Raw genomic sequence first — 22,594 nt, forward strand, 5'->3', positions numbered from 1 at the left:
CGTCCCAGCGCCATAGGCTGTAATGCTTGATTTAGAGCGGTTTTGTAGGACAATCCGACCAAATTCGCGGCATGTTGCGCGATCTTCGGAAAGGGGGATCAGCAGGCGACCTGGTTCAGTGGTGAAACACAAGTTTGCCAGGCATAGGTGAAGTCTCTCAGGCGTCCTTGAGGCTGGAAGGTCTGGCGCCAGATGCGGGCCATTCCCAGCAGGTCGTCTGATTCGGGGAGCGGAGTATTCTGTTCTTCGACCAGCAGCCAGGCGATGGCGGTGGCATAACGCAGGTTGACGGTCAGTTCGAGGTGGGGGCCGCTCAGAAAAGCATGTTGGCTGGCCAGGCCGCGGACCAGGCTGGCGCGTTCCGGATCAAGTGCCAGGTAATGGTCCCAGAGTGCCTGGTGGCGGGGTTCGGCGATTCGGTACAGGCCATGTCCACGGCGATCGTGAAGGGCGGATCCCAGCGCTGACTGACTGGCGGCGATGCCCAGCAGCAGGGATTCGGCGGTTGCGCTATGGCGCCCAAGGTAAATCAATGTCGGACGTATCACATAACGGCACAGTTCGCTGGCAGCGATACCCATAAAACCCTCGAACATGAAGTGGTCGGCGAGTCCTGAAGGTAGCGTTGGCAGCGGGTGGATCGAATCAGGCTCGCCGGAAGCGGCTTGAGCCGCTTGAGTTGAAGTGTAGTGTCATATTCGCGCTGTAAAGGACTGTTTTTAAAATATTTCCGGCGGCCAGTTATAACCGTTATATCGGTTAGTGCTTACGCGGCGGACACGCAAAGAGAAATATCGGGCAATAAAAAGCCCCGCTTTTCAGCGAGGCTTCTGAGGTTTTCAGCCTTTGTGGCGTATCAGGCAACCAGTGCCTGACGGGTACGCTCGATCACGGCCTGCAGCGGCTCGGCGCTGGAGTATTGATCGGGGTACAGGCGTTCGCTGTGACGAGCGATGCCGTGTTCGTTGACCAGTGTGAAGCTGAAGCAGCCTTTGCGAGCGGCCATGATCAGGCAGTTCATTGGTGCAAAAGCATTGGTTAGGGTGCGGATGGCATCCTGGGTGTGGATTTGAGTAGTCATTAATGGGTGTTCCTACAAGCGACACGGATAAGAACCGTGCAAAATTAAAACGTTCCAGTGACGACGACCACCATTGGTCGAACGAAGAACCCGACTGGAACAAAGCAGCCAGTTTGAAGCGCTGATTAAATTGGCGCGCTTGGGCTGGCAGGTAGGTACTTAGGAGGGCAGGCAACACATCAAGGGCAAAGGTTCTGGGCCCGGGGTGAAGATCCTGATCAATTTGCAGGCTGGTTCGGTCAGAGTAAGTGAGCTTCGCAACACCCTTTGCTTTCGATTCAAAGGCAGTGTTGACGCAAGGTTTACCTGGAAACCATCGAGGTGGTCGATCCCGCTTGTTCGGTAGAGGCTTCCTTTGGGAAGGCTGACCGGGAGGATTTGTTCGACCAGAATTGACTTTCAGCTTGGTACTAACGCCGCGGATAGTAACGGATTGAATTGCCGAATGGAAGTGTGTTAGCAAAAAACCTCTGCGTGCACGCCGACCCCCAAGGACTCATTGATGGTATTGACCCTCCGTTTTGCCCTGCTATAGCCCCAAAATCCGACAGTCGGTCGGTCACGTTCATCGGGCCAGGTCAGCCTGGATCAAGGGTTTGCCAAGGTTTATCCCCAGGCCGGGTAACAAAATGCGCCGAAAGGGCGCATCGATATAACTGCCGCGAAGGTACTTGTGCACATAAGTTGCGCGCGTTGTCACCCCACTGTCATCTTGCCTTCAAGCACAGTGGGTGCCTGTAACCAAAATTTAAGTCAATGAAAAACATCGCTTTTTTTTACTGGTGAAAAAATCGTCAGTTTGACTGCGAGCCCCATTCCACAGGGCTTTGCGAGAGTTCAGGGGCGGTTGTCCACTGAGTTATCCACAGCTTCTGTGGATTGTCCCGAGCGCTTGCTCTAGCACGGGCGTGCCGGGTTTTTTAGGCTTTACCTGTAAGAAAAAAAGAGTAGAGTGGCGCGCCTTCCGATCTGCCCCACAGTGCTTTATGAAGTTTCGCTCAGTATCAGATTCCGTTACCTCTACACCTCCCCGTGTTCCCCCGCCCAAGCGATTTTCGATGCGTGTGGCCGAGTGGCTGCTCGACAGCCCGCGCCTGGGTGAAAACAGCAACGTCAAACACTTCGCCGGGCGTTTGCTCAAGCAACCGGCCCGCGAAGGTGTGGTGGCTGCGCAAAGCCGTCTCGGCCGGTTGATGTGCCGCGAATGCGGGAATGCCCGGGATCGTCGTATCGGCCAGGACCTTTTGCGTCAGGCCGCGCGGGCAGGGGATCGACGAGCCCAACAGGAACTGGGTCTGATCGAAGACTGAGCTGTCCAAGACCTGACACCTTGGTTAACCTTCAAGCTTTATCGAATGGGCAGGAATGGCGATGGCGATGGACTTGACCAGCATATTGCTCGGTCTGGCGGGAGCTGCACTGCCGTTGTTGGCATTGGCCTGGCAACTTCAGCGCCGGGCGAGCGCCTCGCAGTCGGATGTTGCGCTGCTGGAAGAGCGTCTGGCCATGGCCCAACTGGCCCAGGATGGGTTGAACGCCCAACTCGAATCCTGCCGTGACGAAATCGCTGATCTGGGACTGGCCAACGCCGCCAAACAGGCAGACCTTGCCGCGATGCGCCGTGAAGTCGAACTGTTGCAGATCGAGCGCGATGACGCCCGCGATGCCGCCCACGCCTGGAACATCGAACGCGCCGGCAAAGAGGCTGAGTTGCGGCGTCTGGACGCCCAGGCCGCCTCCCTCAACGCCGAGCTGCGTGAGCAGCAGGAAAGCCATCAGCAGCGCCTCAGCGACCTGCAAGGCTCGCGAGACGAATTGCGTGCCCAGTTCGCCGAGCTGGCGGGCAAGATCTTCGACGAGCGCGAGCAGCGTTTCGCCGAAACCAGTCAGCAGCGTCTGGGCCAGTTGCTCGATCCTTTGAAGGAACGCATCCAGTCGTTTGAAAAACGTGTCGAGGAAAGTTATCAGGCCGAGGCGCGTGAGCGCTTCTCGCTGGCCAAGGAACTGGAGCGCCTGCAACAACTGAACCTGCGCCTGAGCGACGAAGCCACCAACCTGACCCGCGCCTTGAAAGGCCAGAAAACCCAGGGCAACTGGGGCGAGCTGATTCTTGAACGAGTGCTTGAGCACGCCGGCCTCGAGAAGGGGCGCGAGTATCAGACCCAGGTCAATCTCAAAGGTCCGGACGGTGAGCGGTTCCAGCCAGACGTGATTATCTATTTGCCGGGTGACAAGCAGGTGGTGGTCGACTCCAAGGTCAGCCTGACGGCTTATCAGCAATACGTGGCGGCGGAAGACGATGCCATTGGCCAGATCGCCATCAAGCAGCACGTGCTGTCGTTACGCACTCACGTCAAAGGCCTGGCCGGCAAGGATTACAAGCGACTCGATGGTTTGCACAGCCTGGATTTCGTCTTGCTGTTCGTGCCCATCGAAGCGGCATTTTCCGCGGCGTTGCAGGCGGAGCCAACCCTGTTTCAGGAAGCCTTCGACCGCAACATCGTGATCGTCAGCCCGACCACGTTGCTGGCCACCCTGCGTGTCATCGACAGCCTGTGGAAGCAGGAGCGTCAGAGTCAGAATGCCCGGGAAATCGCCGAGCGGGCAGGGTGGCTGTACGACAAGTTCGTGTTGTTCATTCAGGACCTGGATGAAGTCGGCAATCGCTTGCAGCAACTGGACAAGGCCTACAGTTCTGCGCGCAACAAGCTGACAGAAGGCCGCGGCAATCTGGTCAGTCGCAGCGAGCAGCTCAAGTTGCTGGGCGCGCGAGCGAGCAAAAGTCTGCCGGCGGATCTGCTGGAGCGGGCGATGACCGATGTCGATGGGTTGGCCGAGTTGCCTGAGTAAGATCAAAAGATCGCAGCTACAACGGCAAATGCCGACTCAACAACGCCCGCAACGCCGCCGGTTTCACCGGTTTCGCCAGATAATCCAACCCCGCCGCATGCACCTGAGCCACCGTTTCCGGGTGCCCATCGGCGCTGATCACCACGCCAGGTACCGGCTCGCCCAAGCGGGTCCGTAACCAGGCCATCAAGTCAGTCCCGGTCTCGCCATCGTCCAGGTGATAATCCACCAGCGCCAGTTGCGGACGCATGCCATTGTTCAGCAGCGCCGCGCATTCGTCGCGATTGCGCGCCGTCCAGACCTGGCAACCCCAACGGGTCAGCAAACTGTTCATGCCGATGAGGATGCTGTCTTCGTTGTCGATGCATAGCACCTGCGCGCCGCTCATGAGTTTGCCGTTGAGCTCGGTGACGTTGGCCGGTGCCGGGATTTGCGCCTTGGCCAACGGCACGCTGACGCTGAATACACTGCCGCGCCCCGGCCAGGAGCGTACTTGCAGGGTGTGACCGAGAACGCGACACAGTCCATCGGCAATCGCCAGTCCCAGGCCCAAACCTTTCTCGGCATGGGTCTGGTGGCTGTCCAGGCGCTTGAATTCTTCGAATATCACTTTCAGTTTGTCTTGCGCTATCCCCGGCCCTCGGTCCCAGACTTCCAGGCTCAGTTCACCCTGGTGCCGACGAACCCCCAACAGTACCGGCCCCTTGGCGTAGCGGAAGGCGTTGGTCAGGAAATTCTGCAAGATCCGTCGCAACAGTTTGATGTCACTGTCGATCCGCAACGCGCTGCCTCGAACCCTGAATTTGAGCCCTTGGTCCCGGGCCAGCGCCTTGAATTCTGCGCCGAGCGTGTCGAACAGTTCATTGAGCACGAACGGCTTCGGATCCGGGTTGATCTTGCCGTTTTCCAGGCGGGAAATGTCCAGCAGGTCGCTGATCAGGTCTTCGGCCGAGCGCAATGACGAATCCAGGTGATGGACCAGTTTCTGCGCTTCGCTGGACAAGCCGTCGTCCTGATGGGACAGGGCTGCAGAAAACAGTCGCGCGGCGTTCAGCGGTTGCATCAGGTCATGACTGACCGCCGTGAGGAAACGGGTTTTCGACTGGTTGGCCAACTCGGCGGTGCCCTTGGCTTCGGTGAGTGCCACGTTCAGTTGCGACAGCTCGTGCGTGCGCTCCGTGACTCGCCGCTCCAGGCCTTCGTTAGCTTCGGTCAGCGCCTGCTCGGCTTCGCGGAACGCGGTGATGTCGGTAAAACTCATGACGAAACCGCCACCCGGCATCGGGTTGCCGATCAACTCGATCACACGGCCATTGGGGAACAGTCGTTCAGAGGTGTGGGCGCGGCCCTGACGCATCCAGTGCAAACGTCGGGCGACGTGTACTTCGGCTTCGCCAGGACCGCACAGACCGCGTTCGGCGTTGTAGCGAATGATGTCGGCAATCGGCCGGCCGACGCTGATCAAGCCGTCCGGGTAGTTGAACAGCTCCAGATAACGCCGGTTCCACGCCACCAGTCGCAATGACTGGTCGACCACGCTGATGCCTTGCGTGATGTTTTCGATCGCACCTTGCAGCAATGCGCGATTGAACTGCAGCACTTCCGAGGCTTCGTCGGCGATTCGGACGACATCCTCGAGTTGCATCTCCCGACCTTCGATGGCGGCTTTTACCACGGCACGTGTCGAAGAGGCGCCGAGAACACCGGCCAGCAAGCGTTCGGTGTGGGCGATCCATTCACCGTCGGCGTTCTGGTTCGGGTTGAAGCCTTTGCCCTGGCGATAGGCGAAACGGATAAAACTCTGACGGGCGCGTTCTTCACCGACAAACCGTGCAGCCAGTTGCAGCAGGTCGTCGATTTGCACCGCCAGCATCGAGCGGGCGCTGGGGCGGGCACTGATTTCCTGGCCGATGAAGCGGCCAGCCTGCCAGTGTTCCGAAACCCGTGTGCGCGAAAGCACCGATACCCACGCGAACAAGGTGAAGTTGGCCGCCAGTGACAACACCACGCCTTGGGTCAGCGGGGTGAGCGGCAGGTTCAGCGGGTTGCTGTGCAGCCAGGCCAGGCCGGGGAAACTGCTCAACGACAAACCGAGGCTGTGGGCGGCAATTGGCAGAATCAGCGTGTAGAACCACAGGAATGTCCCGGCGGCGAGGCCGGCGAACACGCCGCGGCGGTTAGCCTGTTTCCAGTACAGCGCGCCGAGCATGGCCGGTGCCAGTTGGGTCACGGCGGCGAAGGCGATCTGGCCGATGGTCGCCAGGCTCGCGGTGGAGCCCAGCAGGCGATAGCTGACATAGGCCAGCAGCAGAATCACCACGATGCTGACGCGGCGCACCGAAAGCATCCACTGGCGGAACACTTCGAACGGCCGCTCGGCGTTATTGCGGCGTAGCAACCAAGGCAACAGCATGTCGTTGGAAACCATGGTCGACAACGCAACGCTGGCCACGATCACCATGCCGGTCGCCGCCGAGGCACCGCCGATAAAGGCCAGCATCGCCAGCGCGGGGTGGGCTTGGGCCAGTGGCAGGCTGATGACGAACGAGTCCGGCAACACCGAGCTGGGCAGCAGCATCTGACCGGCCAAAGCGATCGGGACGACAAACAAGGCCGCCAGCGCCAGGTACGCCGGGAAGACCCACTTGGCCAGGCGCAAATCCTGTGGGTCGATGTTTTCCACCACCGTCACGTGGAACTGCCGGGGCAGGCAGATGATTGCCATCATCGCCACGCCGGTCTGCACCACCATCGACGGCCAATTGATGGTTTCCTTCCAATACGCTTCGAGGCGCGGTGCGAGCATTGCCTGATCGAACAGGTCGTCGAAACCGTCGTACAGGCCGTAGGTCACGAACGCGCCGACCGCGAGAAACGCGAACAGCTTGACCAGCGACTCGAACGCAATCGCCAGCACCATGCCGCGGTGGTGTTCGGTGGCGTCGAGGTTGCGCGTACCAAACACAATGGTGAACAACGCGAGCACCAGCGACACGATCAACGCCGTGTCCTGGGCGCGAGTGCCCATGGCGTCGGCACCGGCACCGATCAGCAGGTTCACCCCGAGCACGATGCCCTTGAGCTGCAACGCGATGTAAGGCAGCACGCCGACCAGGCAGATCAACGCCACGACAACCGCCAGTGACTGGGATTTGCCATAACGGGCGGCGATGAAGTCGGCAATGGAGGTGATGTTCTCCTGCTTGCTGATCATCACCATTTTTTGCAGGACCCACGGTGCGCAGACCAACAGCAGGATCGGCCCGAGGTAGATCGGCAGGAACGACCAGAGTTGTTCGGCGGCCTGGCCGACGGCGCCAAAGAACGTCCAGCTGGTGCAATAGACCGCCAGCGACAGGCTGTACACCCAGGCGCGCACCCGCGGCGGCAACGGCGCACTGCGACGGTCACCGTAGAAGGCGATGGCGAACATGATGGCCATATAGGCCAGGGCGACGGCGGCGATCAGCCCGCTGGACAGCGACATGGGAACTCCAGACAAAAGACACCGGGACTCCCGCCCGGACAGACAGTCTCGCACGACCGTCCAAGTTAGTCAGTGTCGACCAAGGTCGTGGCGTGGTGGGGTGTCGCAGGCGGTGGGGCAGATGTCTCTGAGGTGTTTTTTTGGGCCCCTTCGCGAGCAAGCCCGCTCCCACATTCGACTGCATTCTTATGGGAAAACTCGGTTGAATGTGGGAGCGGGCTTGCTCGCGAAGGGGCCCTCACTGACTCAACGCAATTTCGATTAACCTATGCAGCTCCTCAACCTCCAGCGGTGCCTTCGAAAACAGAATGCGAAACACCGAAGGCGCCGCTACCAGATTGATCAGTCGGTCAACACTCGGTTTCGGCTGGTCAGGATAGCGATCCAGAATCGTCTGCAACTGCCCGCCAATGAGCGTCGCGCAAAAGCCCGGTGTCAGACTCGATTGCACATCGCGCAACATGTTGCGGCCAGGTTCGGAACTCATTTCGTCCAGGTACTGCTCCGCCCACGCCCGCACATCTCCGCGCAGGCTGCCGGTGTTGGCCGGCTCACTGTCGGGCTGCATGCGCGCAAGGGCGACATCTGCCAGCAACGCCGATAAATCGCCCCAGCGCCGGTAAATGGTCGACGGTGTAACGCCTGCACGTGCAGCGATTTGCGGGACGGTCACGGTGGCGCGGTCCTGTTCTTCAAGGAGCGCTCGGACGGCCGAATGAATTGACTCTTGCACCCGGGCACTGCGGCCGCCGGGGCGTAAACCTTCTTTAATAGCCATGCATCGGACCTTAACACAAAGAATTTGCTTTAAGCGTTAGCGAGTAGCACACTCCGCAAAAGCAAAAAATTAGCTTTTGTGGGGGTGTGCGCATGTCGAATAAAGCTTCCAACCGTTCAATCCTGTGGTTTCTGGCGATCACTTTACTGAGTTTTCTCGCCGCTTCCACGGCGCCGACGCCGTTGTATCACTTGTATCAGGAGCAGCTGCAATTCTCGGCAGCGACCCTGACCGTGATTTTTGGCGTCTACGCCATCAGTTTGCTGGCGGCGCTGCTGACAGTCGGTTCGCTTTCGGATCATCTGGGCCGCAAGCCGGTCATTTTCACGGCCGTCATACTTAATCTGCTGGCGATGCTGCTGTTTATCAATGCGGACAGCGTGGCGTGGTTGATCAGTGCGCGGGTCCTTCAGGGTTTTGCCACCGGGATGGCCACCGCCGTATTGAGCGCCGCGCTGCTGGACACCGATCGTCAGCAGGGGCCGCTGGTCAACAGCGTTGCGCCGCTGCTCGGCATGGCGATTGGTGGCATGGGCTGCGGCTTGCTGGCCGAGTTTGCGCCGCTGCCGTTGCAGTTGACCTATTGGGTGCTGATTGCGCTGTTTGTGATGCAGGCGCTGTACGTCTGGCGCCTGCCAGAAAGCGTCAGTCCGCAACCGGGGGCATGGGCCTCGTTGCGTCCAACCCTGCATGTGCCGACGCAGGCGCGCGCCACCTTGTGGCGGGTGTTGCCGCTGAATCTCTCGACCTGGGCGCTCGGCGGTTTTTATGCCTCGCTCTCGCCCTCGCTGCTACGCACGGCCACCGGCTCGACCTCGAATCTGATAGGTGGGGCGGCAGTCGCAGCATTGACCCTGACCGGCGCGCTGATGATCTTTACCCTGCGTCACCAACCCGCCGCGAAGGCACTGCGGTTGGGCGGTACGTTCCTGCCAACTGGCGTCGTGTTGCTTTTGCTGGGTGTGCACAGCGCAAGCCTGCCTTTGTTTTTCCTTGGCACGCTGGTGGCCGGTTGCGGATTCGGCGCCGGTTTCCTTGGCTCAGTGCGCAGTCTGGTACCCCTGGCGCTGCCCCATGAGCGGGCAGGGTTGATGTCGGCATTTTATGTGCTCAGTTACCTGGCGTTCTGTTTGCCGTCGTTGCTGGCGGGGAGTCTGACGCGGACGTTTGGCCTGGTGGCGACCACCGATGGTTATGGCGTGGTGCTGATCATCCTGTCTGTCGGTGCGTTACTCGGGTTGATGCGTCAGCAGTCCATCAAAGTCTGTAGCGTCGATGTTTAATGATCGCTAGCCTTGGCAGCGCCATTCATCTCGACGGACCGTCCATGAAAATCATCCGCAGCCAATCCTTCACTGCCGACCGTGCCTGGGGGGCGCTCGACATCGCCAACATGAACGGCATCACCACCCGCTTGCACTGGACCGATCAGCCCTACAAATGGCACATCAATGACGGCCAGGAAGTGTTCGTCGTGCTCGATGGCCAGGTGCACATGCATTACCGCGAAGAGGGTCTGGAGAAAGAGGTGGTGTTGAGCGTAGGAGATATCTTTTACGCCTCCGTGGGCACCGAGCATGTGGCGCATCCGTTGGGGGTGGCGAGGATATTGGTGATCGAATCGGAAGGCAGTGTCTGATGGCATATCGGCAAAACAGATAACAGTTAGAGATATTACCCGTTATATCGATATTCGATTCGGATCTACCATGGGCTCCACCTCAACAGAGGACAGGAGTTCGACCATGACATGCCCTAATGCCGTCAGACCCGGCATCAAACCCTTCAGTCATTTGCAGCATCCGCGCGAGGTGATCCGTCAGTTCACCCCGAACTGGTTTGCCGCGACCATGGGCACCGGCGTTTTAGCGTTGGCGCTGGCGCAGTTGCCGGTCGCGAGCCCTGGTTTGCACGCGGTTGCCGAATCCCTCTGGCTGTTCAATATCTTTCTGTTCGCTTTGTTCACGGCGCTGTACGCGGCACGCTGGGTGCTGTTCTTCGACGAAGCACGGCGGATTTTCGGCCATTCCACGGTATCGATGTTTTTCGGCACGATTCCCATGGGGCTGGCGACCATCATCAACGGTTTCCTGTTGTTCGGTCTGCCGCGTTGGGGCGAAGGCGTGATTCATGTGGCTGAAGTGCTGTGGTGGCTGGACGTGGCGATGTCGCTGGCCTGCGGTGTGCTGATCCCCTACATGATGTTTACCCGTCAGGAACACAGCATCGATCAGATGACCGCCGTCTGGCTGTTGCCGGTAGTGGCTGCGGAAGTGGCGGCGGCCAGCGGTGGCCTGCTGGCGCCGCACTTGGCCGACACCCATTCGCAACTGGTGGTGCTGGTCACCAGCTACGTGCTCTGGGCGTTTTCCCTGCCGGTGGCGTTCAGCATTCTGACGATCCTGTTGCTGCGCATGGCGCTGCACAAACTGCCCCACGAGAGCATGGCGGCTTCGAGCTGGCTGGCGCTCGGCCCGATTGGCACCGGAGCGCTGGGCATGCTGCTGCTGGGGGCCGACGCGCCGGCGATCTTTGCCGCCAACGGTTTGTCGGGAATCGGTGAGATCGCCGCCGGGCTTGGGCTGGTGGCCGGGATCACGTTGTGGGGCTTTGGTCTGTGGTGGATGCTGATCGCGTTGTTGATCACCGGCCGTTACCTGCGCGCCGGCATTCCCTTCAACCTTGGCTGGTGGGGTTTCACCTTTCCGCTGGGTGTCTATTCTCTGGCAACGTTGAAACTGGCCAGCACCTTGAACCTGACGTTTTTCAGTGCCTTTGGCTGTGTGCTGGTGGCGCTGCTGACGGTGATGTGGCTGATCGTCGCCAAACGCACGGTGCAAGGCGCATGGCGGGGAGAGTTGTTTGTCTCTCCGTGTATCGCAGGATTAAACAAATAACCTGCAAAGTTTAGGTAAGGTGTGGCCTGGATCGACAATCGACATTCCAATAATAGAATCCACGCCATCACCAGGCTTTCCAACTTCAGGAACACGGAAGATGAGTCACCCCTCACAGTTCAGCCTGCTTCGCACCCGGCGCTTCCTGCCGTTTTTCGTGACCCAGTCCCTCGGGGCGTTCAACGACAACGTCTTCAAGCAATCGTTGATCCTCGCCATTCTGTACAAGTTGACCCTCTCGGGTGATCGCTCGATTTGGGTCAATGTGTGTGCGTTGCTGTTTATTTTGCCATTCTTTCTGTTTTCGGCGCTGGCCGGACAGTTTGGCGAAAAGTTCGCCAAGGACGCGCTGATCCGTCTGATCAAGCTCGGGGAAATCGCCATCATGGCGGTCGGCGCAGTCGGGTTTGTCTTCGATCACCTGTCGCTGATGCTGGTCGCGCTGTTCGCCATGGGGACGCATTCGGCCCTGTTCGGGCCGGTGAAATATTCGATTCTGCCCCAGGCCTTGCGCGAAGAAGAATTGGTGGGCGGCAACGGTCTGGTGGAAATGGGCACCTTCCTGGCGATCCTCGCCGGGACCATCGGCGCCGGGATCATGATGTCGTCCGCGCATTACGCGCCCATCGTGTCCACGGCGATCATCGGCATTGCCGTGCTGGGTTACTTGGCCAGTCGCAGCATTCCACGGGCTGCGGCCTCATCGCCGCAACTGCGCCTGAACTGGAACATCTTCAGTCAATCCTGGGCCACCTTGAAACTGGGCCTGGGACAAACCCCGGCGGTGTCGCGTTCGATTGTCGGCAACTCATGGTTCTGGTTTGTCGGGGCGATTTACCTGACGCAAATCCCCGCATATGCCAAGGAGTGGATGCACGGCGACGAAACCGTGGTGACGCTGATTCTTACCGTGTTCTCGGTGGGTATCGCGCTCGGTTCGTTGCTCTGCGAAAAACTCTCCGGACGCAAAGTCGAGATCGGTCTGGTGCCGTTCGGCTCGTTCGGTCTGACGGTGTTCGGCTTGCTGCTGTGGTGGCATTCCGGCGGCATTCCCGACAGCGTCAACGGCCATGGCTGGATCGAGATTCTCGGCTTTGGTCACACCTGGCTGGTGTTGATCGACATTCTCGGCCTCGGGGTTTTCGGCGGTTTCTACATTGTGCCGCTGTACGCGCTGATCCAGTCACGCACCCCAGAGAATGAGCGGGCGCGAGTGATTGCCGCCAACAACATTCTCAACGCGCTGTTCATGGTGGTCTCGGCGATTGTTTCGATCGTGTTGCTCAGCCTGGCCAAGTTGTCGATCCCGCACCTGTTCCTGGTGGTGTCGCTGCTGAACATCGGCGTCAACGCCTACATCTTCAAAATCGTCCCTGAGTTCAGCATGCGTTTCATGATCTGGCTGCTCAGCCATTCCATGTACCGCGTGGAACATCGCAATCTGGAGGCGATTCCGGATGAAGGCGCGGCGCTGCTGGTGTGCAATCACGTGTCCTTTGTCGACGCGTTGCTGATTGGTGGTGCGGTGCGTCGGCCGATTCGCTTTGTGATGTATTACAAGATCTACAACCTGCCGGTGCTGAACTTCATCTTTCGCACGGCCGGGACGATTCCGATCGCAGGGCGCCAGGAAGACATTCAGATTTACGAAAAGGCCTTCACGCGCATTGCCCAATACCTGAAGGACGGTGAGCTGGTGTGCATCTTCCCTGAAGGCAAGCTGACCACTGATGGTGAGATCAGCGAGTTCAAGGGCGGGCTGAGGCGAATTCTCGAAGAGACGCCGGTGCCGGTCATTCCGTTGGCATTGCAGGGGTTGTGGGGGAGTTTCTTCAGTCGCGATCCCGACAAAGGCGTATTCCGTCGGTTGTGGTCGCGGGTGACACTGGTGGCGGGGCCGGCGGTGGCGGTTGAAGCGGCAGAACCGGCGAAGTTGCAAGGGCTGGTCGGGGAGCTGCGCGGCGCTGTCCGTTGACTGCTGTAGGAGCGAGCTTTTGCTCGCGATGGTCGTTAAAGATAGCGCGTGTTTACCAGCTAAGCGCGGCGCCTTTAAGCTCCCCGCGCTGGCGGGTTTTCAGCCCGCCATCGCCAATCGGTTGCGTCCTTCTCGCTTGGCCACATACAGCGCGCTGTCGGCCCGTCGCAACAGGCTTTCGGATGACTCGCCGGGCAGCAGGGTCGAGCAGCCGATGCTGACGGTCAGCTCGATCAACTTGCCATCGGCCAGAAAATCGTTGGCCTGTGCGGCAAATCTCAGCCGTTCGCCGACCATGGCCGCCGCCTCGCGGCCGGTGTTGGACAGCACAATCAGGAACTCTTCGCCACCAAAGCGAAACACCATGTCGACGTTACGCAGCTGACCTTTGATCGAGGCCGCAACGGCCTTGAGTACATCATCGCCGGCGCTGTGACCGTGTGTATCGTTGATCAGTTTGAAGTGATCGATGTCCAGCATCAGCAGCGACAGGGGTTGCAGATGCCGACGCGACATATCGATTTCCCGTTGCAGCGTCTGGTCCATGGCAATGCGGTTGCCGGTGTTTGTAAGGGGGTCGCGCAGGGCGCTCTGGGTGGCGGCGCGATAGAGCAGGGCATTGCGCATTGGGTACAGCAATGCGGACAGCAGCGACTCGAGGTTGCCCAGTTCTTGCTCGCTGAAACGCTGATTGCTGCGGAATACCAGTTCGCCCAGGTGCTCGCCTTCATGGCTGAGGGTGTAGCTGATCGAGTGGTGACCGCGCAGACCGAACTCCAGGCGCAAGTCGCTGGCCTTGTGCTGGTAGCTCAAGGCATCGAGCGGCACGAGTCGGTGAATTTCACGGAAGAAGAGCCCGAGAATGCGTTGTGGCTCAAGACTGGTTTGCAGTTGCAGGCTCAGTTGCTGGCGCACTTGCGCAAGGCTGACCGGCCTCTTGAGAAGCGGGGGCTGTTGACCAAAGCCCAGGCGTTGCAATTTGGCGCTATCGAAGTCAATTGCGTTGGTCTGGGAAGGTGATTTCATATGGCGTGCACCCCTAAGCAGTAAGACTGTCTTACAGGCTGGGTGAGAGCGGCTTTGGGCTGCGCGTCATACTGGTCCATCAGTCCCGTAGGACATTTGGCGCAAGTCTAATCTGCTTTGTTGAAGATTAGTAACCTATCGACGCTAACGTCGGCCCATCTGCTTTCACACTGCGTGTCTGAGCAGATATAGAGCGAAAGTCGTGCCATTCGGTTCATTCGAATTAAAGCGCTTTTAAATCAATGTCTTGAAGGGCGTCTGGACGGTGTTCGGCTGATTTTGTGACATTTGTTTGACTGGGGTAAACCGCAGTTATGACGCTTGTCCGGTGCCGTGACGGAAATTCGCCACGGCACAAAAGCGACGCACGGTGTTACTGCGCGTTGAACGCCTGGCCGTTGATGCCTGTGCTGTCCGGCCCCATCAGGTAGAGATAGACCGGCATGATCTCCTCAGGCGTCGGGTTGTTCAGCGGGTTTTCACCGGGGTAAGCCTGGGCGCGCATGCTGGTGCGGGTGGCGCCGGGGTTGATGCTGTTGGAGCGCACCGGGGCCACGGTGTCGACTTCGTCGGCCAGGGTTTGCATCAGGCCTTCGGTCGCGAATTTGGAGACCCCGTAAGCGCCCCAATACGCCCGGCCCTTGCGGCCGACACTGCTGGAAGTGAACACCACCGAAGCGTCCTGTGACAGCTTGAGCAGCGGCAACAGCGTGCTGGTGAGCATGAACATGGCGTTGACGTTGACTTGCATGACTCGCATGAAGTTTTCGCCGGACAGCTGTTCGATCGGTGTGCGCGGACCGATGATCGATGCGTTGTGCAGCAAGCCGTCGAGGTGGCCGAATTCGGTCTCGATCATGGCTGCCAGCTCATCGTATTGATGGGGCAGGGCGGTTTCCAGGTTGAACGGGATCACGGCCGGTTGTGGATGGCCGGCCGCCTCGATTTCGTCATAGACCTGCGTCAGGTTGGCTTCGGTCTTGCCCAGCAGCAATACGGTGGCGCCGTGGGCGGCATAGGTTTTCGCAGCGGCAGCGCCGATGCCGCGACCAGCACCGGTGACCAGAATGACCCGGTCCTTGAGCAATTCAGGGCGGGCGGAATAATCAAACATAGGAAAACCTCAACAAAAATTCTTCAGGTCACGCGCTATCCCTGTGGGAGCGAGCCTGCTCGCGATGGTCGTCAACGATTACGCGACAAGCCTGACACCCCGCGGAGTTCTCGGGTTTTTCGCGAGCAAGTTCGCTCCTACAAAGAAAGCGATTCGACTCAACAGCTGCAAAGTGCGCTATCCAACACTTTGCGCAACTCCAACGGATGATCAACCACCACATCCGCCCCCCAATGCCGCGGGTTATCGTCCGGATGAATGTAGCCGTAGGTCACGGCGGCCGTCCGGGTGCCAGCATCGCGGCCAGACTCGATATCACGCAGGTCATCACCCACGAACAGCACGCTGGCCGGATCGAGGTCGAGCATCTTGCACGCCAGGATCAACGGCTCAGGGTCCGGTTTGCTGTTCTTCACGTGATCCGGGCAGATCAACAGCGCCGAACGCTCGGCCAGCCCCAGTTGCTGCATGATCGGCTCGGCAAACCGCAGAGGCTTGTTGGTGACCACGCCCCAGATCAGGTTGGCTTTCTCGATGTCAGCCAGCAATTCAGCCATGCCATCGAACAGCTTGCTGTGAACAGCACAGCCCGCGAGGTAACGCTCGAGGAACTCCAGACGAAGTTCTTCGAAACCCGGAGATTCCGGGTCCATGGAAAACGTCACGGCGACCATCGCCTTGGCGCCGCCGGAGATCTCGTCGCGGATGTGCTTGTCGTTCATCGGCGGCAAGCCGCGGTCGGCACGCATCGCCTGACAGATCGCAATGAAGTCCGGCGCGGTGTCGAGCAGCGTGCCGTCCATGTCGAAAAGGACTGCTCTGATACGCATCGGCTTACTCCTCGCGCAGGGTCTGGATCATGTAGTTGACGTCCACGTCGGAGGCCAGTTTGTAGTGCTTGGTCAGCGGGTTATAGGTCAGGCCGATGATGTCCTTGACGGTCAGGCCAGCCATGCGGCTCCAGGCGCCGAGCTCGGAAGGGCGGATGAATTTCTTGAAGTCGTGAGTGCCGCGCGGCAGTAGCTTCATGATGTATTCGGCGCCAACGATGGCGAACAGGTACGCCTTCGGGTTGCGGTTGATGGTGGAGAAGAACACCTGGCCGCCCGGCTTGACCATTTTGAAGCAGGCGCGGATCACGGACGATGGGTCCGGCACGTGCTCGAGCATTTCCAGGCAAGTGACCACGTCGAATTGCTCGGGCATTTCTTCTGCCAGGGCTTCGGCGGTGATCTGGCGGTATTCGACGCTTACGCCGGATTCCAGCTGATGCAACTGAGCGACGGCCAGCGGCGCTTCGCCCATGTCGATGCCCATCACGGTCGCGCCGCGCTGCGCCATGGCTTCGCTGAGGATCCCGCCGCCGCAACCGACGTCGAGGACTTTCTTGCCGGCCAGGTTGACGCGCTCGTCAATCCAGTTGACCCGCAGCGGGTTGATGTCGTGCAGCGGTTTGAATTCGCTTTCGCGGTCCCACCAGCGATGGGCCAGGGCTTCGAATTTGGCGATTTCGGCGTAGTCGACGTTACTCATGGTTCATCCTCTAAAACTTGAAAAATCCTGTAGTCCCGGCGGTTGGCCCCGGGGTGCTTACGATTCGGTGTGGCCGCTGATGCGCTGGCCCCAGGCCTTGGCGGTGGCGCAAAGTTGTTCTTCATCCAGACGCGTCAGGCGACGGTCGTCGAGCAGTTGCTTGCCACCCACCCAAAGGTGTTTCACGCAGTCGCGGCCGGTGGCATATATAAGCTGCGAAACCGGGTCATAGACTGGTTGCTGCGCCAGGCCGGAAAGGTCGAACGCGACCATGTCCGCGGCTTTGCCGATTTCCAGCGAGCCAACCTCCGCTTCGATCCCCAGCGCACGGGCACCGTTGAGCGTGGCCATGCGCAGGGCGCGATGAGCGTCCAGCGCGGTGGCCGAGCCGGCGACGGCTTTGGCGAGCAATGCGGCGGTGCGGGTTTCGCCGAGCAGGTCGAGGTCATTGTTGCTGGCCGCGCCGTCGGTGCCGATAGCCACGTTGACGCCCGCCTGCCACAAACGCTCCACCGGGCAGAAACCGCTGGCCAGCTTCAGGTTCGACTCCGGGCAATGAATCACATTGGTGTTGCTTTCTACCAGCATCACCAGGTCTTCATCGCTGATCTGAGTCATGTGAACTGCCTGGAAGCGCGGGCCCAACAGGCCCAGGCGTGCAAGTCGGGCCAGCGGGCGTTCACCGCGCTGCTCGACCGCCTGCTGCACTTCGAAGGCTGTTTCGTGGACGTGCATATGAATCGACGCGTCCAGCTCTTCGGCGATCACCCGGATTTTCTCCAGGTTTTCGTCGCCCACGGTGTAAGGCGCATGGGGGCCGAAGGTGACTTTGATGCGCTCGTGGTGCTTGAGATCGTTGAACAGTTCGACGCCCTGACGAATGGCTTCGTCCGCCGTACTGGCGCCCGGGATCGGGAAATCGAGGATCGGAATTGCGATTTGTGCGCGTATGCCGCTGTTGTGCACACGTTCGCTCGCAACCTTCGGGAAGAAATACATGTCAGAGAAGCAAGTGATGCCACCTTTGATCTGTTCGGCGATGGCAAGGTCGGTACCGTCGCGTACAAAGGCTTCATCAATCCACTTGGCCTCGGCGGGCCAGATGTGGTTTTCCAGCCAGGTCATCAGCGGCAGATCGTCTGCCAGACCGCGAAACAGTGTCATCGCCGCATGCCCGTGAGCATTGATCAGGCCGGGGCTGAGCAGCATATCCGGCAGTTCGCGGACTTCGGTTGCGCCCAGCTTCAGCGCAGCCGCGCGCGGGCCGATAAAGGCAATGCGCCCGTCGCGGATGCCCAGGCCGTGCTCTTTGAGGACAACGCCAGCGGGTTCGACGGGTACCAGCCAGGTCGGCAGCAATAACAGGTCGAGCGCAGCGGCAGTGTTCGGCATCGAGAGTCGGTTCCAGTGCTTTTGTAAAGGATGGCGAAGTATACCCGAGCGTCTTCGCGGGGGGATCGCTATAATCGGCCGCTTTGTTACTGAGTACGGGGTGTGGGATGCGCGATCGACTGTTGGCTGCGGAGAAGGTGAAAGCCATCGATTGGCGTGATGGCGCCCTGTATCTGCTGGATCAGCGTATTTTGCCGTTCGAGGAAACCTGGATTGCCTACACCAGCGCTGCTGGCGTGGCCGAAGCCATTCGTTCGATGGTGGTGCGCGGCGCTCCGGCGATTGGCATCAGCGCTGCTTATGCCATGGTGCTGGCAGCCCGCGCCCGTTTTGCCGAGGGCGGTGACTGGCAGGCCGCGTGGGAAGAGGATTATGCGTTGCTGGCCGATTCTCGTCCGACGGCAGTGAATCTATTCTGGGCCTTGAGTCGCATGCGTGACCGCCTGGATCGCCTCAAGGGCGATGCCGACCCGCTGGCGGCGCTGGAAGCGGAGGCCATTGCCATTCACGAAAGTGACCGCGAAGCCAACCTGACGATGGCGCAACTGGGTGTGGACCTGATCCGCAAGCATCAGGGCAACGCGCAGGCGATCCTGACCCACTGCAATACCGGCGCGCTGGCAACCGGCGGTTTCGGTACGGCGCTGGGTGTCATTCGCGGGGCGTTCATCGAAGGCATGGTCGAACGCGTTTATGCCGATGAAACCCGCCCCTGGCTGCAAGGTTCGCGCCTGACGGCGTGGGAACTGGCCAACGAAGGCATTCCCGTGACCCTCAATGCCGACTCCGCCGCCGCCCACATCATGAAGACCAAAGGCATTACCTGGGTCATCGTCGGCGCTGACCGGATCACCGCCAATGGCGACGTGGCCAACAAGATCGGCACTTATCAACTGGCGGTGAACGCCATGCATCACGGCGTGCGTTTCATGGTGGTGGCGCCCAGTTCGACCATCGACATGAACCTGGCCAGTGGCGACGACATTCCGATTGAAGAGCGTGACGGCCGCGAGTTGCTGGAAGTGGGCGGCAAGCGGGTCGGGGCGGATGTCGATGCGTTCAACCCGGTGTTCGACGTGACCCCTGCGGACTTGATCGATGCGATCGTGACCGAAAAAGGCATTGTCGAGCGCCCGGACACCGCGAAGATGGCGCAGTTGATGTGCCGCAAGCGTCTGCATTGATGAACTGTGGCGGCTGATAAACCGCCTTCGCGAGCAAGCCCGCTCCCACCTTCGACCGTATCTGACTTGAGAACTCGGTCAGCTGTGGGAGCGGGCGTGCTCGCGAAGGGCCCCTCGCTGCCACCAAACAACCCCCATTCCCCCCGAAATTCTTCATTAAAAAGGCCTCTAAGCCTCTCTCGTCCCCTATCAGCCTGTCATCGGTCAACTAACTATGCTCCATGCGCATCTGGGGGATAGGTGCGTGGCGGCTCTTGTGATAACATCCGGCGGTTTCCAAGGTAGCCCGATGCGGCTGCCTTTACTGCGCAGATCCATGGCATAACTCGTTGATTTGTCGTAAGTCGGTGCATTGGCACTCAGCCTGCATCGGCGAGCTTCGTTCGTCCCATATGGATGTGACGAAGTTTCACCAGAAAAAGGAATCAGGCTTCTCATGGGCGAACTGGCCAAAGAAATCCTCCCGGTCAATATCGAAGACGAGCTGAAGCAGTCCTACCTCGACTACGCGATGAGCGTAATTGTCGGGCGGGCACTGCCGGATGCGCGCGATGGCTTGAAGCCCGTGCACCGGCGTGTGCTGTTCGCGATGAGCGAGCTGGGCAACGACTTCAACAAGCCGTACAAGAAATCTGCCCGTGTTGTCGGTGACGTGATCGGTAAGTATCACCCGCACGGTGATACCGCGGTGTACGACACCATCGTTCGGATGGCGCAGCCATTCTCGCTGCGCTACCTGCTGGTAGACGGTCAGGGCAACTTCGGTTCGGTGGACGGCGACAACGCCGCGGCCATGCGATACACCGAAGTGCGCATGACCAAGCTGGCGCACGAGCTGCTGGCTGACCTGCACAAGGAAACCGTGGACTGGGTGCCGAACTACGACGGCACCGAAATGATCCCGGCGGTCATGCCGACCCGTATTCCCAATCTGCTGGTCAACGGCTCCAGCGGTATCGCCGTGGGCATGGCGACCAACATTCCGCCGCACAACCTCGGTGAAGTCATCGACGGTTGCCTGGCGCTCATCGACAACCCAGAGTTGACCATCGATGAGCTGATGCAATACATCCCCGGCCCGGACTTCCCGACCGCCGCGATCATCAACGGTCGCGCCGGCATCATCGAAGCCTACCGCACCGGTCGCGGCCGTATTTACATGCGTGCCCGCTCGATCATCGAAGACATCGACAAGGTCGGTGGCCGTCAGCAGATCGTCATCACCGAACTCCCTTACCAGCTGAACAAGGCGCGTCTGATCGAGAAGATCGCCGAGCTGGTGAAAGAGAAGAAGCTCGAAGGCATCACCGAGCTGCGCGACGAGTCCGACAAGGACGGTATGCGCGTCGTGATCGAGCTGCGTCGTGGTGAAGTGCCTGAGGTGATCCTCAACAACCTCTACGCCCAGACCCAGCTGCAAGCGGTATTCGGCATCAACATCGTTGCACTGATCGACGGCCGTCCGCGGATCCTGAACCTCAAGGATCTGCTGGAAGCCTTCGTTCGTCACCGTCGCGAAGTCGTTACCCGTCGTACTGTGTTCGAACTGCGTAAAGCGCGCGAGCGTGGTCACATTCTGGAAGGTCAAGCGGTTGCCTTGTCGAACATCGACCCGGTCATCGCCCTGATCAAGGCCTCGCCAACCCCGTCGGAAGCCAAGGAAGCGCTGATCAGCACGCCTTGGGAATCCTCCGCCGTGGTCGCGATGGTTGAACGTGCCGGTGCCGATTCGTGCCGTCCGGAAAACCTCGATCCGCAATACGGTCTGCGCGAAGGCAAGTACTTCCTGTCGCCGGAACAGGCGCAAGCCATTCTGGAACTGCGTCTGCACCGCCTGACCGGTCTGGAACACGAAAAACTGCTGGCCGAGTATCAAGAGATCCTCAACCAGATCGGCGAGCTGATCCGCATCCTCAACAGCGCCACACGCCTGATGGAAGTGATCCGCGAAGAGCTGGAAGTGATTCGTGCCGAATACGGCGACGTGCGCCGCACCGAAATTCTCGATGCCCGTCTCGACCTGACCCTGGGTGACATGATCCCGGAAGAAGAGCGCGTCGTGACCATTTCCCACGGTGGCTACGCCAAGACCCAGCCATTGGCTGCGTACCAGGCCCAGCGTCGTGGCGGTAAAGGCAAATCGGCGACCGGCGTCAAGGATGAGGACTACATCGCTCACCTGCTGGTCGCCAACAGCCACACCACGCTGTTGCTGTTCTCCAGCAAAGGCAAGGTGTACTGGCTGAAAACCTACGAAATCCCGGAAGCGTCCCGCGCTGCCCGTGGTCGTCCGCTGGTCAACCTGCTGCCGCTGGACAGTGATGAGTACATCACCACCATGCTGCCGGTCGAGGAATACACCGAGGGTCACTTCATCTTCATGGCCACCGCCAAAGGCACCGTGAAGAAGACCCCGCTGGAATCCTTCAGCCGTCAACGCAGCGTTGGTCTGATCGCGCTGGAACTTGATGAAGGCGACGTACTGATTTCCGCCGCCATTACTGATGGCGATCGCGAAGTCATGCTGTTCTCCGACGGCGGCAAGGTCACTCGCTTCAAGGAAACCGACGTTCGAGCCATGGGCCGTACCGCTCGCGGTGTCCGCGGCATGCGTCTGCCGGAAGGCCAGAAGCTGATTTCCATGCTGATCCCGGAAGAAGGCAGCCAGATCCTCACCGCTTCGGCGCGTGGTTTCGGCAAGCGCACGGCGATCACCGAGTTCCCTGAGTACAAGCGTGGCGGTCAGGGCGTTATCGCGATGGTCAGCAACGACCGTAACGGCCGTCTGGTCGGCGCGGTTCAGGTGCTCGACGGCGAGGAAATCATGCTGATTTCCGACCAGGGTACTTTGGTTCGTACCCGTGTCGACGAAGTCTCCAGCCTGGGTCGTAACACCCAGGGCGTAACCTTGATCAAGCTGGCCAGCGATGAAACGCTGGTAGGTCTTGAACGGGTTCAGGAGCCGTCGGAAGTCGAAGGCGAAGAGCTGGAGGGTGAAGAGGGTGCAGTGTTCGACGGTGAAGTCGTGATCGACGACGCTGCTGAAGACCAGCAGCTCGACGCCGCCGCTGACGAAGAACCGCAAGAGTAAGCGGACAAACAGGGGGCGGATGAAAATTCGCCCCCTTGTTGTTTGTCCGTAATGAAATATCGACACCCACGAAGATCAAATGTGGGAGCGGGCTTGCTCGCGAAGGCGGACTGACATTCAGCACAGATGTCGCCTGTTACACCGCTTTCGCGAGCAAGCCCGCACCCATATCAGGTCGGTGTCGAC

At 59.7% G+C, this 22,594-nt stretch carries 17 protein-coding genes; 8 read left to right on the top strand and 9 right to left on the bottom strand.

Annotated elements, in window-relative coordinates:
• Window positions 1-98: 98 nt before the first annotated feature.
• Complete coding sequence (locus tag PMI01S_RS22725; RefSeq protein WP_084322391.1) at window positions 99-581, bottom strand: hypothetical protein; 483 nt, start codon at window positions 579-581, stop codon at window positions 99-101.
• A 275-nt stretch (window positions 582-856) separates the two neighbouring features.
• Window positions 857-1,081, bottom strand: a complete 225-nt coding sequence (locus PMI01S_RS22730; protein ID WP_008031832.1) for a hypothetical protein — start codon at window positions 1,079-1,081, stop codon at window positions 857-859.
• A 986-nt stretch (window positions 1,082-2,067) separates the two neighbouring features.
• Here PMI01S_RS22730 and PMI01S_RS22740 point away from each other — a divergent pair.
• Window positions 2,068-2,391: an SEL1-like repeat protein gene (locus PMI01S_RS22740; protein WP_084322364.1), complete on the top strand. Its 324-nt coding sequence runs from the start codon at window positions 2,068-2,070 to the stop codon at window positions 2,389-2,391.
• 175 nt (window positions 2,392-2,566) lie between these two features.
• Window positions 2,567-3,931: a DNA recombination protein RmuC gene (locus PMI01S_RS22745; RefSeq protein WP_167362949.1), complete on the top strand. Its 1,365-nt coding sequence runs from the start codon at window positions 2,567-2,569 to the stop codon at window positions 3,929-3,931.
• 16 nt (window positions 3,932-3,947) lie between these two features.
• Here PMI01S_RS22745 and PMI01S_RS22750 read toward each other — a convergent pair whose 3' ends face one another.
• Entirely contained in the window at window positions 3,948-7,418 is a 3,471-nt protein-coding gene (locus PMI01S_RS22750) for a hybrid sensor histidine kinase/response regulator (protein ID WP_084322366.1), read from the bottom strand.
• A gap of 238 nt (window positions 7,419-7,656) precedes the next feature.
• A complete protein-coding gene (locus PMI01S_RS22755) occupies window positions 7,657-8,196 on the bottom strand; it encodes a TetR/AcrR family transcriptional regulator (RefSeq protein WP_084322367.1) in 540 nt (179 codons plus the stop codon).
• A gap of 92 nt (window positions 8,197-8,288) precedes the next feature.
• On the opposite strand from PMI01S_RS22755, the gene PMI01S_RS22760 reads away from it, so the two are divergent.
• The 4 genes from PMI01S_RS22760 to PMI01S_RS22775 all read left to right on the top strand — a co-directional run bounded on the left by PMI01S_RS22760 (window position 8,289) and on the right by PMI01S_RS22775 (window position 13,068).
• A complete protein-coding gene (locus PMI01S_RS22760; RefSeq protein WP_084322368.1) occupies window positions 8,289-9,479 on the top strand; it encodes an MFS transporter in 1,191 nt (396 codons plus the stop codon).
• Between the two features lie 44 nt (window positions 9,480-9,523).
• Window positions 9,524-9,835, top strand: a complete 312-nt coding sequence (locus PMI01S_RS22765; protein ID WP_084322392.1) for a cupin domain-containing protein — start codon at window positions 9,524-9,526, stop codon at window positions 9,833-9,835.
• Between the two features lie 106 nt (window positions 9,836-9,941).
• On the top strand, window positions 9,942-11,093 hold the full coding sequence (locus tag PMI01S_RS22770; RefSeq protein WP_084322369.1) for a TDT family transporter: 1,152 nt from the start codon (window positions 9,942-9,944) through the stop codon (window positions 11,091-11,093).
• 100 nt (window positions 11,094-11,193) lie between these two features.
• The gene (locus PMI01S_RS22775; protein ID WP_084322370.1) at window positions 11,194-13,068 is read left to right on the top strand and encodes an MFS transporter; all 1,875 of its coding nucleotides are present in this window, start codon (window positions 11,194-11,196) and stop codon (window positions 13,066-13,068) included.
• Between the two features lie 99 nt (window positions 13,069-13,167).
• On the opposite strand, the gene PMI01S_RS22780 is transcribed toward PMI01S_RS22775, so the two are convergent.
• The 5 genes from PMI01S_RS22780 to PMI01S_RS22800 all read right to left on the bottom strand — a co-directional run bounded on the left by PMI01S_RS22780 (window position 13,168) and on the right by PMI01S_RS22800 (window position 18,133).
• Entirely contained in the window at window positions 13,168-14,094 is a 927-nt protein-coding gene (locus PMI01S_RS22780; protein ID WP_084322371.1) for a GGDEF domain-containing protein, read from the bottom strand.
• Window positions 14,095-14,467: 373 nt separating this feature from the next.
• Window positions 14,468-15,208: a YciK family oxidoreductase gene (locus PMI01S_RS22785; RefSeq protein ID WP_008031809.1), complete on the bottom strand. Its 741-nt coding sequence runs from the start codon at window positions 15,206-15,208 to the stop codon at window positions 14,468-14,470.
• Between the two features lie 158 nt (window positions 15,209-15,366).
• Window positions 15,367-16,038, bottom strand: coding sequence for an N-acetylmuramic acid 6-phosphate phosphatase MupP (gene mupP / locus PMI01S_RS22790; RefSeq protein WP_084322372.1), 672 nt, complete (start codon window positions 16,036-16,038; stop codon window positions 15,367-15,369).
• Window positions 16,039-16,042: 4 nt separating this feature from the next.
• Window positions 16,043-16,741 carry a bifunctional 2-polyprenyl-6-hydroxyphenol methylase/3-demethylubiquinol 3-O-methyltransferase UbiG gene (ubiG, locus tag PMI01S_RS22795; RefSeq protein WP_038982154.1) on the bottom strand — a complete coding sequence of 233 codons (699 nt, stop codon included), beginning with the start codon at window positions 16,739-16,741 and terminating at the stop codon, window positions 16,043-16,045.
• Between the two features lie 57 nt (window positions 16,742-16,798).
• Window positions 16,799-18,133 (bottom strand): TRZ/ATZ family hydrolase, encoded by a 1,335-nt coding sequence (locus PMI01S_RS22800; RefSeq protein ID WP_084322373.1) that lies wholly within the window; start codon window positions 18,131-18,133, stop codon window positions 16,799-16,801.
• Between the two features lie 107 nt (window positions 18,134-18,240).
• On the opposite strand from PMI01S_RS22800, the gene mtnA reads away from it, so the two are divergent.
• Both mtnA and gyrA read left to right on the top strand, forming a co-directional pair.
• On the top strand, window positions 18,241-19,317 hold the full coding sequence (gene mtnA / locus PMI01S_RS22805) for an S-methyl-5-thioribose-1-phosphate isomerase (RefSeq protein ID WP_084322374.1): 1,077 nt from the start codon (window positions 18,241-18,243) through the stop codon (window positions 19,315-19,317).
• Between the two features lie 436 nt (window positions 19,318-19,753).
• Window positions 19,754-22,408: a DNA gyrase subunit A gene (gene gyrA, locus PMI01S_RS22810; protein WP_084322375.1), complete on the top strand. Its 2,655-nt coding sequence runs from the start codon at window positions 19,754-19,756 to the stop codon at window positions 22,406-22,408.
• Window positions 22,409-22,594 lie beyond the last annotated feature (186 nt).

It is taken from the genome of Pseudomonas migulae NBRC 103157 (assembly GCF_002091715.1).
Classification (GTDB): domain Bacteria; phylum Pseudomonadota; class Gammaproteobacteria; order Pseudomonadales; family Pseudomonadaceae; genus Aquipseudomonas; species Aquipseudomonas migulae_A.